We start from the raw sequence: 14,017 nt of genomic DNA, 5'->3' as shown, positions 1-14,017 counted from the left end.
AGGCTCTATGACCCTGTCTTTTACTACTCGCTGGCGTGATGAATTACCAGCAACCTATACCGCTCTTTCGCCCACCCCTCTGAAAAACGCGCGCATCATCTGGCATAACGATGCTCTGGCTGCGCACCTGGGTATTCCAGCTGCACTGTTTGATGTTTCTGGTGGGGCAGGCGTATGGGGGGGCGAATCGCTATTACCTGGGATGTCGCCTTTGGCACAAGTCTACAGCGGGCATCAGTTCGGTGTCTGGGCTGGGCAGCTCGGCGATGGACGAGGGATTCTGCTGGGTGAGCAATTGCTTGCAGATGGCACAACCCTTGACTGGCATCTGAAAGGCGCTGGATTAACGCCTTATTCCCGCATGGGGGATGGGCGCGCTGTGCTGCGCTCGACGATTAGAGAGAGTCTGGCCAGTGAAGCCATGCATTATTTGGGGATACCTACAACCCGGGCCTTGTCGATTGTCACCAGTGAGACTCCGGTGCAGCGAGAGACCACTGAAGCAGGCGCGATGCTCATTCGCGTGGCACAAAGCCATATGCGTTTTGGTCATTTTGAGCACTTTTATTATCGTCGTGAACCGGAAAAAGTACGGCAGCTTGCTGACTTTGCGATCCGTCATTACTGGCCACAATGGCAGGAAGAGGCGGATAAGTATCAGTTGTGGTTTACGGATGTTGTTACGCGCACCGCGACGTTAATGGCCGACTGGCAAGCCGTAGGCTTTGCGCATGGGGTGATGAACACGGACAACATGTCGATTCTTGGCCTGACAATGGATTATGGTCCCTTCGGTTTCCTTGATGATTACGTGCCAGATTTTATCTGCAATCACTCCGATCATCAGGGGCGCTATAGTTTTGATAATCAGCCTGCTGCGGCTTTGTGGAACCTACAACGTCTGGCGCAGACGCTGTCGCCATTCATCCCGGTTGATGTGCTCAATGCTGCGCTGGACGGTTATCAACAGGCCTTGCTAACCCGCTATGGGCAACGAATGCGGCAAAAACTGGGTTTCTTTAGTGAGCAGAAAAACGATAACGAAATCCTTAGCGAACTGTTTAGCCTGATGGCGCGGGAAGGTAGCGACTACACGCGAACATTCCGCATGCTCAGCCAGACAGAGCAACACAGCACCTTGTCCCCACTACGCGATGAGTTTATTGACCGCGCGGCATTTGACGACTGGTTCACTCGTTACCGCACGCGCCTGCAACAAGACAATGTGGCTGACGTTGTCAGACAAGCGCAGATGAAGACGGCAAATCCGGCTATGGTGCTACGTAACTGGCTGGCGCAGCGGGCAATAAGCCAGGCAGAGCAGGGTGATTATACCGAACTACATCGGTTACACGCTGCGTTACGTACGCCGTTTATCGATCGGGATGATGATTATATCAGCCGTCCACCTGACTGGGGTAAACGGCTGGAGGTAAGTTGTTCCAGCTAAGGTGCCAGAAACACCTGCGGGGATGCGTTGGCCGGATGCTGACCAACGTGTACCTGAGCACCGTACCAGTGCTGCAGGTCATCGGCCTGTAACACAGCCTCCGGCGTTCCCTGCGACACCAGCCTACCGTTGTGCAGCAGCACTATTCTGTCTGCCCACAATGCGGCGAGGTTCAGATCGTGAAGCACAATACACACATGTAGCTCTTGTGAAGCGGTGAGCGTCTTCAGCAGGCGCAACAAATGCTGCTGGTGATAAAGATCCAGCGCAGAAGTAGGCTCATCAAGGAATAACCAGCCGCGAGGCGCACCGTCGCACCAAAGTTGCGCCAGCGCACGGGCCAACTGTACGCGCTGTTGCTCGCCGCCGGAAAGCGCAGCGTATTGCCGACCCGTCAACGGTGTGCATCCGGTCATTTCCATCACCTGAGCGATGAGTCGCGGCTCCGGGCGCTGGGTCCAGGGCGCACGGCCCATCGCGATGACGGCCTCTATCGGCCAGTCAAATCCCAGCTGTGTTTGCTGGCGCATCACTGCCCGATGCCGCGACAGGGTCTGGGTAGACCATTCATCCAGCGGTTTGCCTGCCAGCACGCAGCGTCCGCTCGTCGGTTGCAGAAAGCCGGTCAACAGACGTAGCAGGGTGGATTTTCCTGCACCATTCGGCCCGATTAACGCGACCAGTTCACCTTTAGCGAGTTTGAGCGATACGTCGTCAATTACTGAGCGATCAGCAAGGCGATAGTGAAGTCCTTCGGCAATAAAATGTTCAGCCATGCGCTCCTCGCTGACGAAAAATAAGCCATAAAAACCATGGCGCACCGAGAATACTGGTCAGCAGACCAACGGGCATTTCCGCAGGCGCAACTGCGGTGCGGGCGAGAGTGTCGGCAATCAGTAGTAAAAATGCGCCAGCCAGAACAGAACCGGGGATCACGGCCCGATGGTCTGATCCGAGCCACATACGCATTAAATGTGGAACAACCAAACCGATGAACCCAATGACTCCGCTGACCGCTACAGCAGCGGCCACGAGTAATGCGCTGCACAACAACAAAATACGTTGGATCATCCGAACATCAACGCCGAGATAATGCGCCTCCTCCTCACCCAGTTGTAGCAGGTTCAGCGCCGGAGCCAGACGCCAGATGATCAGCACCGTCGGGATAGTCAGTGACGTGACAGCCAGTAGCGTGGACCACTGCGCGGCTCCCAGACTTCCCATCCCCCACAACGACAACTGGCGCAATTGCGCATCATTACTGACCCACGACAAAACGCCAACCGCCGCTCCGCAGAGCGCATTAATAGCAATACCGACCAGTAACAGACGTGAGAGCGAACCGTCGCGCTGTTGGCTGAGGATAAAAATCACCACGGTGGCAGCCAGTGCACCGAGAAATGCCGCCATCATTGGCGCATACAGCATGAGTAACGCGGGTAATGAGACTGGTAACACCACCCACAGGGCGACGGCGCAGGCCGCACCGCTGCTAATACCCAGTAGCCCTGGGTCGGCAAGCGGGTTGCGAAACAATCCCTGCATTACGCAACCTGCCAGTGCCAGTGAGCCGCCGATCACCAGCGCCAGCAAAACGCGAGGTAGCCGAATGGTGAGCCAGATTTGACGTAGTGCCTCATCGCCATCACGCCAGAGCAGACTTACCGGCAGGCGCAATGCGCCAAAACCGGTAGCCAGAACCGTCAGTACAACCAACATCAATGCCAACATCCACAACGAACAGGTGATCCGCCGGGACATCAGGGCAATTGCTCCGCTTTGGCGCGTAGCTGCAAAATGGCCTGTGGCGTACGAACGCTAAAGCCCAGTAATGCCATATCATCAATCTGCAGTACCTGCTTATTGCGCCCGGCAGGCGTTTGCGCAAGTCCCGGTAGCGCCCACAGGTTATCTTCGCCACCCATCGCCTTAACGCCATCTTGTGAAATCACGATGAGATCGGGCTGGCTGGCAATGACGCCTTCTTGTGATAACGGCTGGTAGCGGCTAAAACCCTGCATTGCGTTACGTAAGCCGGCTGCGCGAATAGCGGCATCAGCGCCCGTTTCCTGCCCTGCGGCCATTGCGCTCATTCCACCATGATTGAGAATAAACAGAACGCGTTTGTTAAGTCCGGATGACGGCAATGCTGCCAGTTCCTGACGTAAGCGGGTGCGCAGCGTTTCGCCCTCATCCTCCCGATGGGTTGCTTCGGCGATGACGCGGATTTTTTCATCAATCACGTTGAGATCGTTGCTTGCCGGGATCGTGACAACCCTGACATGGCTCTGCTCAACCTGTTTTAGCGCCAGAGAAGGCTGCGCTTGTGCGCTGGCTAGCACCAGCGTAGGGCGGGTAGCCAGGATACCTTCGGCGTTGAGTTGGCGCAAATAGCCCACGTCTGGCAATGCGGTTGCCGCTTCCGGCCACTGGCTGGTGCTGTCACGTGCCACGAGGGATGATTGCGCATCCAGCGCATACACAATTTCGGTGACGTCGCCACCGAGAGCCACAACGCGTTCTTCGTCAGCAGCCAGCGCTGCGATGGGCAGCAGCGCAATCAGGACCAGCAGTTTTTTCATGCGGCCAGTCCTTTTGGCGTTAAGGCATCGATCTGCGCTCGCCATTGCGTCTGCTCCGGTTCACCTTCCGTACGCTGTCCATAAAGCTGGGCAATTTGCGTGCCATCTGCGGCAAACAACTCCAGGCTGGTGACGTGACCATCGGCGGTCGGTTTGCGCGTTACCCACGTTTCGGCTACGCGCTCTTCCAGCAGATGCAGGGTAAAGGTCGGGTTGAAAATATTCAGCCAGCCTTTCATCGGCACCAGTTTTTCTATCACGCCGGTAAAGATCTGCACGCAGCCGCGATTACCCACGAAGACCATAATTTCATTGCCATCCTGGCGTGCGGTGTCGAGTAGCTGCGCCAGTGCGCTATTAGAAACTTTACAGGCCAGATCGTCGCCCACCAGATTGAATGCCTGTTGGCGGGTAAGATCGTGGCGTTTCAGCAGACCGAAAAACTGGTGTACATCGGTCATCGCTCGCCACTCTTGATCAACGGTCTGCGCATCGGCCGTGATGAGGGCTGGCGCAGAAGTGTTGGTAGGTTGCAGTACCAGTGGCGGGTTTTCAGCGAAGATGAAACGGGTCAGCAACGCAGCCCATTCCTCAACGAGGGTATTTTGTGTGGCATAGACTTTCAGCAGCGCATCCCCTTGATGGTCAAAGAACTGAATGCTCTGACGCTCGCCGTGGGCTGTGGTCTCACTGATATGAAAGGCGCTTGCCCACTGATTAAGGAACAGGCGCAGGTCGAGGGCGCGCGGATTAAGAACCAGTCCGGCATGACCGTTCAGGTGCTGATTGGTAAAAGCGCCAACCTGTTCATGCACCGCATATTCGTTGCGGCAAATGCATTTGGTTTCGCCTACGGCTTCCAGTGCGCCGAGGATTTCGCGGACTTCGCCACGTAAGCGCCAGGCGTCATGGCCGACGCGCGCAAAGGTCAGTTCGGCTTCGCTAATATTCATCAATCCTGCAATGTCGCGTGCGTATTTGCCGGGATTTTCATTCTTCAGTTCCAGCCAGCGTGTGTAATGATTCATTGTCTCTTCCTTCCAGATTGCTACCCCGGCGAACCGGGGAAAAGTGATTACCACTGATAACTCACGAAAATTTTGCCATTGCGACCATCCTGCGGAATGCCCTGCGGCGACCAGTACTCTTTGTCGAAGGCGTTGCCCAGTACCAGCGTGGTGGTCATACCTTTCAGCGCTTGTTGACCCTGATAGCTCACGTAGAAATCGTTTACCGCATAGCCGGGCTGTTTAGCGTAGCTGCTGCTGATATGCGTGGAGCGGTCAGCAAATGTCCCGATCCAGCCCACGGAGAATCCGCTGTGTGCCACGGGTATGTTCAGTTTGCTGGTGACGGTATCCGGGTTAATGCTGGAAATGTATTCGCCGGTGTCGGTATCTTTGCCTCGTGTACGGTTGTAGGCCATGTCTAAACTGAACAGATCGGCGGAGTACTTCGCCATCACGTCCCAGCCCCAGATTTTGGCGTTGGGGACGTTATAGGACATGGTTGTCGCGGCGGCAAAATCGACGCTGGTGGAGATGTAATCTTTCGCTTTGGTGTCGAAATAACTGGCTTTAAATTCGAGCGCATCGCTCGCCATCAGCAGATCGTCGAAGCGCAGGCCAAATCCGTATTCCTGCGTTTCGTTGGTTTCCGGACGCAGGTTAGGGTTGGGTACCCAATAGTTAGTGTAAAAACGGCCGATGGAGAAGTGTTTTGCATCGTTATACATCTCGCCCATGGTCGGCGCACGGAAGGCCTGAGCGTATGAACCGAACAGCATCAGCCAGTCGGCCGGCGTGACGGTCATTCCTGCGCGGGACGACCATTTGTCGGCATCGACATCCGCGTAACCATCGCTGCTACCGCGATATGAGTCATAGCGTGTACCACCCAGCAATGTTACTGGCAGATCTCGCAGGGTGATTTCATCCTGTAGCCAGCCGGAGCTGAAATCAATTTTTGCCTCAGGGAAGCCGGTCGTCGCGCCACCGGGGCGTTGTTCCTGGCGATAGTACTCACCACCGTAAGTTAACAGGTGAGAAGCAAAGGAGTCGCTAAACAACCGGCTGCGATTATCAATTTTTCCGCCTTTGGTCGTTTGTTTGCGAAACTCATTAGTCGCATCCGGATTCTGGGCATTAATGCGCGCCTCGGACCAGTATATGCGAGCATCAGCGTTCAGCCAGTCATTGTCCGCAGGGGCGAGCGTGTAGGTCAACTGTGCGTCTCGCTGGATCGTTGAGCGATCGGTCATCGGGTTGCTGGTGGCATCTGCCGCGCTGGTTTGTGGGTTCTTAGGTTCACGGGCGTCATTGTTGTAGTAGCGCAACGAGCCTGCCAGCGTCTGGGCGCTGTCAATTTTCCAACTGCCTTTCGCCAGCATATTGTTGATCGCTTCATCGTTTGGCGCTGTAGTACCGTCGCTCTGGCGCAAATCACCGCGATCGCGACTCGACCATGCAAGCAGTCCGTCCAGCGTATCGGTGCGCCCAAATGCGCTGGCGCCCATACCGAGGCTGTGATCGCCGGTTGCCGCAGTACCGAACACGCGGTAACCGCTGTTTTGTCCGGCTTCCAGCAGATCTTTGGCATCCGCAGTGTCATAGGCGATCACGCCGCCCAGCGCGCCGCTGCCATACAGCAGAGCAGAAGGGCCGCGCACGACTTCGATGCGTTTGATTAGCGCCGGGTCGAGGAAGGTACTGTTCAGGTGTCCGGTGTCGGTTCCCTGACGTACGCCGTCTACCAGCACCAGAACGCCGCGGCGGTCATAGCCGCGCAGATTAACGTCCTGACCGTTGGTTCGTCCCGTACCGTCAAGGGTAAGTCCAGGCACTTTACGTAACAGATCTGCCGCTGAGCTGGCAGTCTGGTTTTCCGGCGCAGTGGCATCAATCACGCTGACCATCATCGGCGCTTCAAAGGCACTGCGGGCATTGCCGGTGGCGGTGACGGTCATATCTTCGACCGCCGCATATGCGAAAGTGGGCAGGCTACTGACAATCGCCAGCGCCAATAGCGAGGGACGCAGGGATGCAGTGTGCAGGTATGGCATAGCAACTCTCCATTAGGAAATCGAAAAGCGCTGGCTGCCTGGGTATCACCTGGGTGGCTGGCGAAAGGTGTTGTTTATTTGGTCAGAATGAGTTTTCCGGCTTGGGTCTGGCGCAGCAAGTAGTGCTGACCATCATGTTCTATGATCACTCGTCCTTCATTTCCCAGCAGGCTTTTACTGTCAATCCGACGTTCGTCAGGCGTGACAGAAGGGTGTGTTTTTTCTTTTGCAGGCGTTGCTGTAGTGTTATCCATACGTGACATAGTGTTTAAAAATAACAATCAATGTAACAATGATAATCATTATCAATAAACTGAGAATTTGCATCAAGCCTTTTTGTGAAATAATTGTGACGGGATCAAATTTGCGGGATTGCGCTGCATTAAAAAAGCCCGGTCACATTACGCTGACCGGGCCTGGATGGGCACGAACCGTAGGTCGGGTCAGGCGAAACCGCCGCCCGGGCATGATTTTAGAATCGACTGTCTACCGCCGCGGCGAGTTTTTCGACCAGCAGTTCCGTATCTTCCCAGTTCAGGCAGGGATCGGTGATTGACTGACCATAAACCAGTGGCTGGCCGCTGACGATTTTTTGCGTACCTTCGCGTAAGAAACTTTCCGCCATGATCCCGGCTATTGCCGTCGAACCATTGCGAATCTGCTGACAGACGTCATCGCACACTTCTAACTGACGGCGATGTTGCTTCTGGCAATTGCCATGGCTGAAATCCACCACCAGATGCTCCGGCAGAGAGAATTCGTGCAGCGTATCGCAGGCAGCGGCAATATCTTCGGCAGAGTAGTTCGGCTTTTTACCACCGCGCATGATGATATGACCATAAGGGTTGCCGCTGGTCTGATAGATAGTCATCTGCCCGGTTTTATCCGGTGAGAGGAACATGTGGCTGGCGCGTGACGCGCGAATAGCATCGACGGCGATACGTGTATTGCCATCTGTCCCGTTTTTGAACCCGACAGGGCAGGAGAGTGCGGAAGCCATTTCACGGTGAATTTGGCTCTCTGTGGTGCGTGCGCCAATTGCGCCCCAACTGATCAGATCAGCAATAAACTGACCTGTCACCATATCGAGGAATTCAGTGGCCGTCGGTACACCCAGTTCGTTGACCTGTAACAGCAGTTTACGTGCCAGCTCAATACCATGATTTACACGATAGCTGCCATTCAAATCCGGGTCGGAAATGAGGCCTTTCCAGCCCACGACGGTACGCGGTTTTTCAAAATAGGTACGCATCACGATTTCCAGACGTGCCTGGTGTTTAGTGCGCAGTGCCTGCAAACGCGTGGCGTATTCCATGGCGGCATCGAGATCGTGAATCGAGCATGGTCCAACGATGACCAGCAAGCGAGGATCTTCACCATTCAAGATTTTTTCTATCCGACGTCGGGAATCCGTAACATGGCGGGCGACGGAGGACGAAACAGGATGCCGTTGCGCAAGCTCTGCTGGAGTGACCAGGTTGTCAATACGCGCAGTACGGAGTTCATCGGTTCTGTTCATTACTTATCTCAGAAATTTGTTGCTTCAACGGCAGGACTACCGGGAAGTGATGTACATCACAATATCACACTCATCCTGCCTGGTGGCGAGCATAATAACAAAAAATCGAACCAATGCACTAGCATTCTAGTACATGCGGCGATTCAGCCCCATGATGTCGAGGATCTTGGTGGCAATTTCTTCTACTGAATAATTGGTACTGTTCAACCACGGAATTTGATTTTTCCGGTACAGCGCCTCTACTTCGGCAACTTCCATTCGGCACTGGCGCAGCGAAGCGTAGCGACTGTTTTCACGGCGCTCTTCGCGGATCGCCGCCAGGCGCTCAGGGTCGATGGTCAGGCCGAATAATTTATGCTGCAACGGCTTCAGAGAGGCGGGCAGCACCAGATTATCCATATCATCGGCAATAAAGGGGTAGTTAGCGGCCCGGATACCAAACTGCATTGCCAGGTATAAGCTGGTAGGCGTTTTTCCGCAGCGGGAAACGCCAAGCAGGATCACCTGCGCCTGATCAAGGTTGCGCAACGAGATACCGTCGTCATGCGCGAGGGTATAATCAATGGCGGCGATACGCGCATCGTACTTGTTGAGGTTGCCAGGATTCAGGCCGTGCGTGCGATGCGCGATCGGTGTGGGGTCGAGTTTCATCTCATGTTGCAGCGGGGCGACCAGTGCCTGGACGATGTCCTGGCAAAAACCCTCACTTTGTAAAATGATCGAGCGAATTTCCGGCAATACGATGGAGTAGAACACCAGAGGACGCACACCCGTTTGTTGATAAATGGCATCAATCTGGTCTTTAACCGCACGAGCACGGCTCTCATTTTCCACAAACGGCAGCGTAATGCTGCTGATCGTGACCGGAAATTGTGACATTACCGCGTGACCCAATACCTCTGCGGTGATGGCTGTGCCATCAGAAATATAAAATACATGACGATCAACAGCATTATCCATTTTGCGCATCCTGGGGGCAGACATAATTCTCTGAAAGCATAAATTAAAATTCGTCAGAAGCGAATATTGCTGCATCACTTTTATAAAGTGAAACAGTATTTTTATATTTAATGAAAAGTACATTTCATTTTTCGGAACAAATGTTTATACCGACTGATTTTGTGGTGATCCCGTGCCGTTCGCGGGTTTGCGCAAATGCGGAAAGAATCTGAAAAAATAAAAAATAAAGTTGCTTGAACGATTCACCGTTTTTTTCGCTGGAGTAAATATGCCAAGATAATTACGCAAAATTGAGTTTCCTAACCTCGTTCATATATAAGGATTGTTCGATGTCCAACAATGGCTCGTCACCGCTGGTGCTTTGGTATAACCAACTCGGCATGAATGATGTAGACAGAGTTGGGGGCAAAAATGCCTCCCTGGGTGAAATGATTACTAACCTTTCAGGTATGGGCGTATCCGTACCGAATGGTTTTGCAACGACCGCCGATGCGTTTAACCAGTTTCTGGACCAAAGCGGCGTAAACCAGCGCATTTATGAGCTGCTGGATAAAACGGATATTGACGATGTCACCGAGCTTGCAAAAGCCGGCGCGCAGATCCGCCAGTGGATTATCGACACTCCTTTCCAGCCTGAACTGGAAAATGCCGTCCGCGATGCCTACGCGCAGCTGTCAGCGGACGATGCCAATGCTTCTTTTGCCGTGCGTTCCTCCGCTACCGCAGAAGATATGCCAGATGCGTCATTCGCGGGCCAGCAGGAAACTTTCCTCAACGTCCAGGGGTTTGATGCGGTACTGGTCGCTGTCAAACACGTATTTGCCTCGCTGTTTAACGATCGTGCGATTTCTTATCGTGTCCATCAGGGCTATGACCATCGTGGTGTGGCGCTCTCTGCGGGTGTGCAGCGGATGGTGCGCTCTGACCTGGCGTCTTCCGGCGTCATGTTCTCCATTGATACCGAATCCGGCTTCGATCAGGTGGTGTTTATCACCTCCGCGTGGGGGCTGGGTGAGATGGTGGTGCAGGGGGCAGTGAACCCGGATGAATTCTACGTGCACAAACCGACCCTGGCGGCCAACCGTCCGTCAATCGTGCGTCGTACAATGGGCTCTAAGAAAATCCGCATGGTTTATGCGCCGACTCAGGAGCATGGCAAGCAGGTTACCATTGAAGACGTTCCGCAGGCGCAACGTGACATTTTCTCACTGAGCAACGAGGAAGTGCAGGAGCTGGCGAAGCAGGCGGTGCAAATCGAGAAGCACTACGGTCGTCCGATGGACATCGAATGGGCTAAAGACGGTCATACCGGCAAGCTGTTCATTGTACAGGCTCGTCCGGAAACCGTACGTTCTCGCGGCCAGGTGATGGAGCGTTATACGCTGCATGCGCAGGGTAAAATTATTGCTGAAGGTCGCGCCATCGGTCACCGCATCGGGGCTGGCCCGGTAAAAGTCATTCATGACATCAGCGAAATGAACCGTATCGAGCCAGGCGATGTGCTGGTTACCGACATGACCGACCCGGACTGGGAACCGATCATGAAAAAAGCGGCGGCGATCGTCACCAACCGCGGCGGTCGTACCTGTCATGCGGCGATTATTGCCCGTGAACTGGGAATTCCGGCGGTTGTTGGCTGTGGCGATGCGACCGAACGCATGAAAGACGGCGAGAAAGTCACAGTCTCCTGTGCGGAAGGCGACACCGGCTACGTGTATGCCGACATGCTGGACTTCAGCGTGAAGAGCTCCAGCGTGGAAACCATGCCGGATCTGCCGTTGAAGGTGATGATGAACGTCGGTAACCCGGATCGAGCTTTTGACTTCGCTTGTCTGCCAAACGAAGGTGTCGGCCTGGCGCGTCTCGAATTTATTATCAACCGTATGATTGGCGTGCACCCACGTGCACTGCTGGAATTCGATGATCAAACGCCGGAACTGCAAAACGAAATCCGCGCGATGATGAAAGGGTTTGATTCACCGCGTGAATTCTACGTGGGTCGTCTGACGGAAGGGATTGCGACGCTGGGTGCGGCGTTTTATCCAAAGCGCGTCATCGTGCGCATGTCGGACTTTAAGTCCAACGAATATGCCAACCTCGTCGGCGGTGAGCGTTATGAACCGCATGAAGAGAACCCGATGTTGGGCTTCCGTGGTGCGGGGCGCTATGTTGCGGATAGCTTCCGTGACTGTTTTGCGCTGGAATGTGATGCCGTAAAACGCGTCCGTAACGACATGGGGCTGACTAACGTGGAAGTAATGGTACCGTTTGTTCGTACCGTTGCCCAGGCGAAAGCGGTCGTGGAAGAGCTGGCACGTCAGGGGCTGAAGCGCGGCGAGAACGGGCTGAAGGTAATCATGATGTGTGAGATCCCATCCAACGCCTTGCTGGCTGAACAGTTCCTCGAATATTTCGACGGCTTCTCTATCGGGTCTAACGACATGACACAGCTGGCGTTGGGTCTGGACCGTGACTCTGGTGTGGTTTCTGAACTGTTTGATGAGCGTAACGACGCGGTGAAAGCGCTGCTGTCGATGGCGATTCGTGCAGCCAAGAAACAGGGCAAATACGTGGGTATTTGCGGTCAGGGCCCATCTGACCATGAAGACTTTGCGGCCTGGCTGATGGAAGAGGGGATCGACAGCCTGTCGCTGAACCCGGACACTGTCGTACAGACCTGGCTAAGTCTGGCTGAACTGAACAAGTAACATCATGCCTTATCCGGCCTATTCAACGTAGGCCGGATAAGATGCGCTAGCGTCGCCATCCGGCACTTTATCCTGCAACACTCTCCACGCTCAAACGCTGAATAATATCCTGACGCAGTTGGTATTTTTGTACTTTACCGGACGCTGTGCGCGGTAATTTCTCCACAATCACAATGTGCTCAGGGTATTTGTACTTTGCCACCCGCTTGCGACTAAAAAAGGTTACCACTGACTCCAGTGACAGCGAATGATGCGGCGGTTTTAGCACCACATAGGCACATGACCTTTCACCTAAGCGTACGTCTGGCATCGCGACAACGCAGGCATCGTGAATGTGGGGGTGCTGCAATAAAATATCCTCAACTTCGCGGCTGCTGATGTTTTCTCCACCGCGGACAATGATATCTTTTTTCCGTCCGGTGATTTTGATGTACCCCGCATCGTCCATCCGGCACAAATCGCCGCTGTAATACCAGCCGTCATTATCCAGCGCACGGGCGGTGAGTTCAGGTTCATCAAGGTAGCCCATAAAAACATTGGGCCCGCGGGATGCCTCTTCTCCTTCCATACCCGCAGGCAACGTGTTACGTGCCTCATCGACGACTTTAATTTCCACGCCGGCTGCGGCATATCCGTCGGTGTTCATCATGCGGGAAAGCGAATCATCCAGATTGACCACCGCGTGCGGCGAGCTTTCTGTTGAGCCATAGACGCTTAAAAGTTTAATGCCGAGCTGCTGACAATCGCGGGCTATTTTTTTCGGAATAGTGGTGCCGCCGCATAAGAAAAAGCGTAACGACGAGAGATCGTAGGGATGTTTTTCCACGCTACACAGCATGTCATAGACGAACGGTGTGGCGCCGAGTACGCAGGTACAGCGCTGTTGTACCAGCAATTCGAGACAGGCGGCTGGGGTGAAAATATCTAACAATACGCTGCGTGCGCCAATTAAAAACGGTGCGGTCACGCCATGTAAAAAACCGGTAGCATGGCCAAGTGGCGCGGGCATTAAAAATACATCCAGCCAGGTGAGATTAAGACGGGCACAATAGGCGCGTTCACTGGCCAGGATGTTGTTGTGGGTCAGCATTACCCCTTTGGGCATCCCCTCTGTTCCGGAGGTAAACAGCACCGCAGCCAGCTCATCGGCATGCACACTAATTGGCCGGGTTAATGGTGGTGATAAAAGAAGCTGGCTGAGTGGCAATGAGTCTGTCGCGGGTGCCAGCTTATCGACGGCAACAATCTGTTGCAGATGCGGCAGCTGGTTTTGCAAGGGCAGGATCAGATCTACCGGCCGGGTTTGTTTAAACAGCGTAGGTGCGAAAAAGATCTTTGCCTGGCATTTGTTCAGTACCCATACCAGCTCGGCTTCGCGCCAGGCAGGAAGTAGTGGTACGGAAACCGCCCCGGTTTTCAGACAAGCCAGGTAGATAAGGGTAAATTCACACCAGCCGGGCAGTTGAAAGGCGACGCGGTCACCTGGCTGGATTCCGCAGGCTAACAACCAGGTCGCCAGACGGCTGGCTGCACTGTCGAGCACGGCGTAGGTGTATGAATCGCCGTGATTATCGACCACAGCGATTTTATCCGGCATCGCCTGGGCGGTTTGGCTCCAGTAATCACCCAGCGATGCATCCCCCCAAAACCCTTGTTGTCGATAAGCTTCCCGACGTTCGGCATTAAACGTTAATGTGACACTCATGAGCTATTCCCTGGATAATTTCGGTACACGTC

The 14,017-nt window shown here is 54.2% G+C and carries 11 protein-coding genes; 2 read left to right on the top strand and 9 right to left on the bottom strand.

All coding sequences use genetic code 11. The features are described from left to right. The first annotated feature begins 7 nt into the window (after positions 1-7). Positions 8-1,450, top strand: a complete 1,443-nt coding sequence (gene selO, locus IB196_RS12665; RefSeq protein WP_155020976.1) for a protein adenylyltransferase SelO — start codon at positions 8-10, stop codon at positions 1,448-1,450. Here selO and IB196_RS12660 read toward each other — a convergent pair. The 8 genes from IB196_RS12660 to ppsR form a co-directional block, all read right to left on the bottom strand. Continuing rightward, a complete protein-coding gene (locus IB196_RS12660; RefSeq protein WP_149691620.1) occupies positions 1,447-2,226 on the bottom strand; it encodes a heme ABC transporter ATP-binding protein in 780 nt (259 codons plus the stop codon). The genes selO and IB196_RS12660 overlap by 4 nt on opposite strands. After that, positions 2,219-3,211 carry an iron ABC transporter permease gene (locus tag IB196_RS12655; RefSeq protein ID WP_040233711.1) on the bottom strand — a complete coding sequence of 331 codons (993 nt, stop codon included), beginning with the start codon at positions 3,209-3,211 and terminating at the stop codon, positions 2,219-2,221. Before IB196_RS12655 ends, IB196_RS12660 begins: the two co-directional genes overlap by 8 nt. After that, positions 3,211-4,032 (bottom strand): hemin ABC transporter substrate-binding protein, encoded by an 822-nt coding sequence (locus IB196_RS12650; protein WP_005120300.1) that lies wholly within the window; start codon positions 4,030-4,032, stop codon positions 3,211-3,213. Before IB196_RS12650 ends, IB196_RS12655 begins: the two co-directional genes overlap by 1 nt. Continuing rightward, a complete protein-coding gene (gene chuS, locus IB196_RS12645) occupies positions 4,029-5,060 on the bottom strand; it encodes a hematinate-forming heme oxygenase ChuS (RefSeq protein WP_005120297.1) in 1,032 nt (343 codons plus the stop codon). The genes IB196_RS12650 and chuS overlap by 4 nt, the downstream gene beginning before the upstream one ends. A 47-nt stretch (positions 5,061-5,107) precedes the next feature. Beyond that, positions 5,108-7,093: a TonB-dependent hemoglobin/transferrin/lactoferrin family receptor gene (locus IB196_RS12640; protein ID WP_005120295.1), complete on the bottom strand. Its 1,986-nt coding sequence runs from the start codon at positions 7,091-7,093 to the stop codon at positions 5,108-5,110. 74 nt (positions 7,094-7,167) lie between these two features. Next, positions 7,168-7,356: a hemin uptake protein HemP gene (hemP, locus tag IB196_RS12635; protein WP_040233716.1), complete on the bottom strand. Its 189-nt coding sequence runs from the start codon at positions 7,354-7,356 to the stop codon at positions 7,168-7,170. Positions 7,357-7,565: 209 nt separating this feature from the next. Then, a complete protein-coding gene (gene aroH, locus IB196_RS12630) occupies positions 7,566-8,612 on the bottom strand; it encodes a 3-deoxy-7-phosphoheptulonate synthase AroH (protein WP_005120291.1) in 1,047 nt (348 codons plus the stop codon). A gap of 126 nt (positions 8,613-8,738) precedes the next feature. Then, entirely contained in the window at positions 8,739-9,572 is an 834-nt protein-coding gene (gene ppsR, locus IB196_RS12625) for a posphoenolpyruvate synthetase regulatory kinase/phosphorylase PpsR (protein ID WP_003030553.1), read from the bottom strand. Positions 9,573-9,901: 329 nt separating this feature from the next. Here ppsR and ppsA point away from each other — a divergent pair, with 329 nt between their 5' ends. After that, positions 9,902-12,280, top strand: coding sequence for a phosphoenolpyruvate synthase (gene ppsA, locus IB196_RS12620; protein ID WP_005120283.1), 2,379 nt, complete (start codon positions 9,902-9,904; stop codon positions 12,278-12,280). A 67-nt stretch (positions 12,281-12,347) separates the two neighbouring features. On the opposite strand, the gene fadK is transcribed toward ppsA, so the two are convergent. Next, the gene (fadK, locus tag IB196_RS12615) at positions 12,348-13,985 is read right to left on the bottom strand and encodes a medium-chain fatty-acid--CoA ligase (RefSeq protein ID WP_005120282.1); all 1,638 of its coding nucleotides are present in this window, start codon (positions 13,983-13,985) and stop codon (positions 12,348-12,350) included. Positions 13,986-14,017: the final 32 nt, after the last annotated feature.

It is taken from the genome of Citrobacter sp. C6_1, assembly GCF_014596835.2.
Classification (GTDB): Bacteria; Pseudomonadota; Gammaproteobacteria; order Enterobacterales; family Enterobacteriaceae; genus Citrobacter; species Citrobacter pasteurii.
This window is presented reverse-complemented; position numbering and strand designations above follow the sequence as displayed.

Bases quoted from the DNA above. Each gene is read 5' to 3' on its own strand.
- selO (WP_155020976.1), top strand. From the start codon at position 8: ATGACCCTGTCTTTTACTACTCGCTGGCGTGATGAATTACCAGCAACC.
- IB196_RS12660 (WP_149691620.1), bottom strand. From the start codon at position 2,226: ATGGCTGAACATTTTATTGCCGAAGGACTTCACTATCGCCTTGCTGAT.
- IB196_RS12655 (WP_040233711.1), bottom strand. From the start codon at position 3,211: ATGTCCCGGCGGATCACCTGTTCGTTGTGGATGTTGGCATTGATGTTG.
- IB196_RS12650 (WP_005120300.1), bottom strand. From the start codon at position 4,032: ATGAAAAAACTGCTGGTCCTGATTGCGCTGCTGCCCATCGCAGCGCTG.
- chuS (WP_005120297.1), bottom strand. From the start codon at position 5,060: ATGAATCATTACACACGCTGGCTGGAACTGAAGAATGAAAATCCCGGC.
- IB196_RS12640 (WP_005120295.1), bottom strand. From the start codon at position 7,093: ATGCCATACCTGCACACTGCATCCCTGCGTCCCTCGCTATTGGCGCTG.
- hemP (WP_040233716.1), bottom strand. From the start codon at position 7,356: ATGTCACGTATGGATAACACTACAGCAACGCCTGCAAAAGAAAAAACA.
- aroH (WP_005120291.1), bottom strand. From the start codon at position 8,612: ATGAACAGAACCGATGAACTCCGTACTGCGCGTATTGACAACCTGGTC.
- ppsR (WP_003030553.1), bottom strand. From the start codon at position 9,572: ATGGATAATGCTGTTGATCGTCATGTATTTTATATTTCTGATGGCACA.
- ppsA (WP_005120283.1), top strand. From the start codon at position 9,902: ATGTCCAACAATGGCTCGTCACCGCTGGTGCTTTGGTATAACCAACTC.
- fadK (WP_005120282.1), bottom strand. From the start codon at position 13,985: ATGAGTGTCACATTAACGTTTAATGCCGAACGTCGGGAAGCTTATCGA.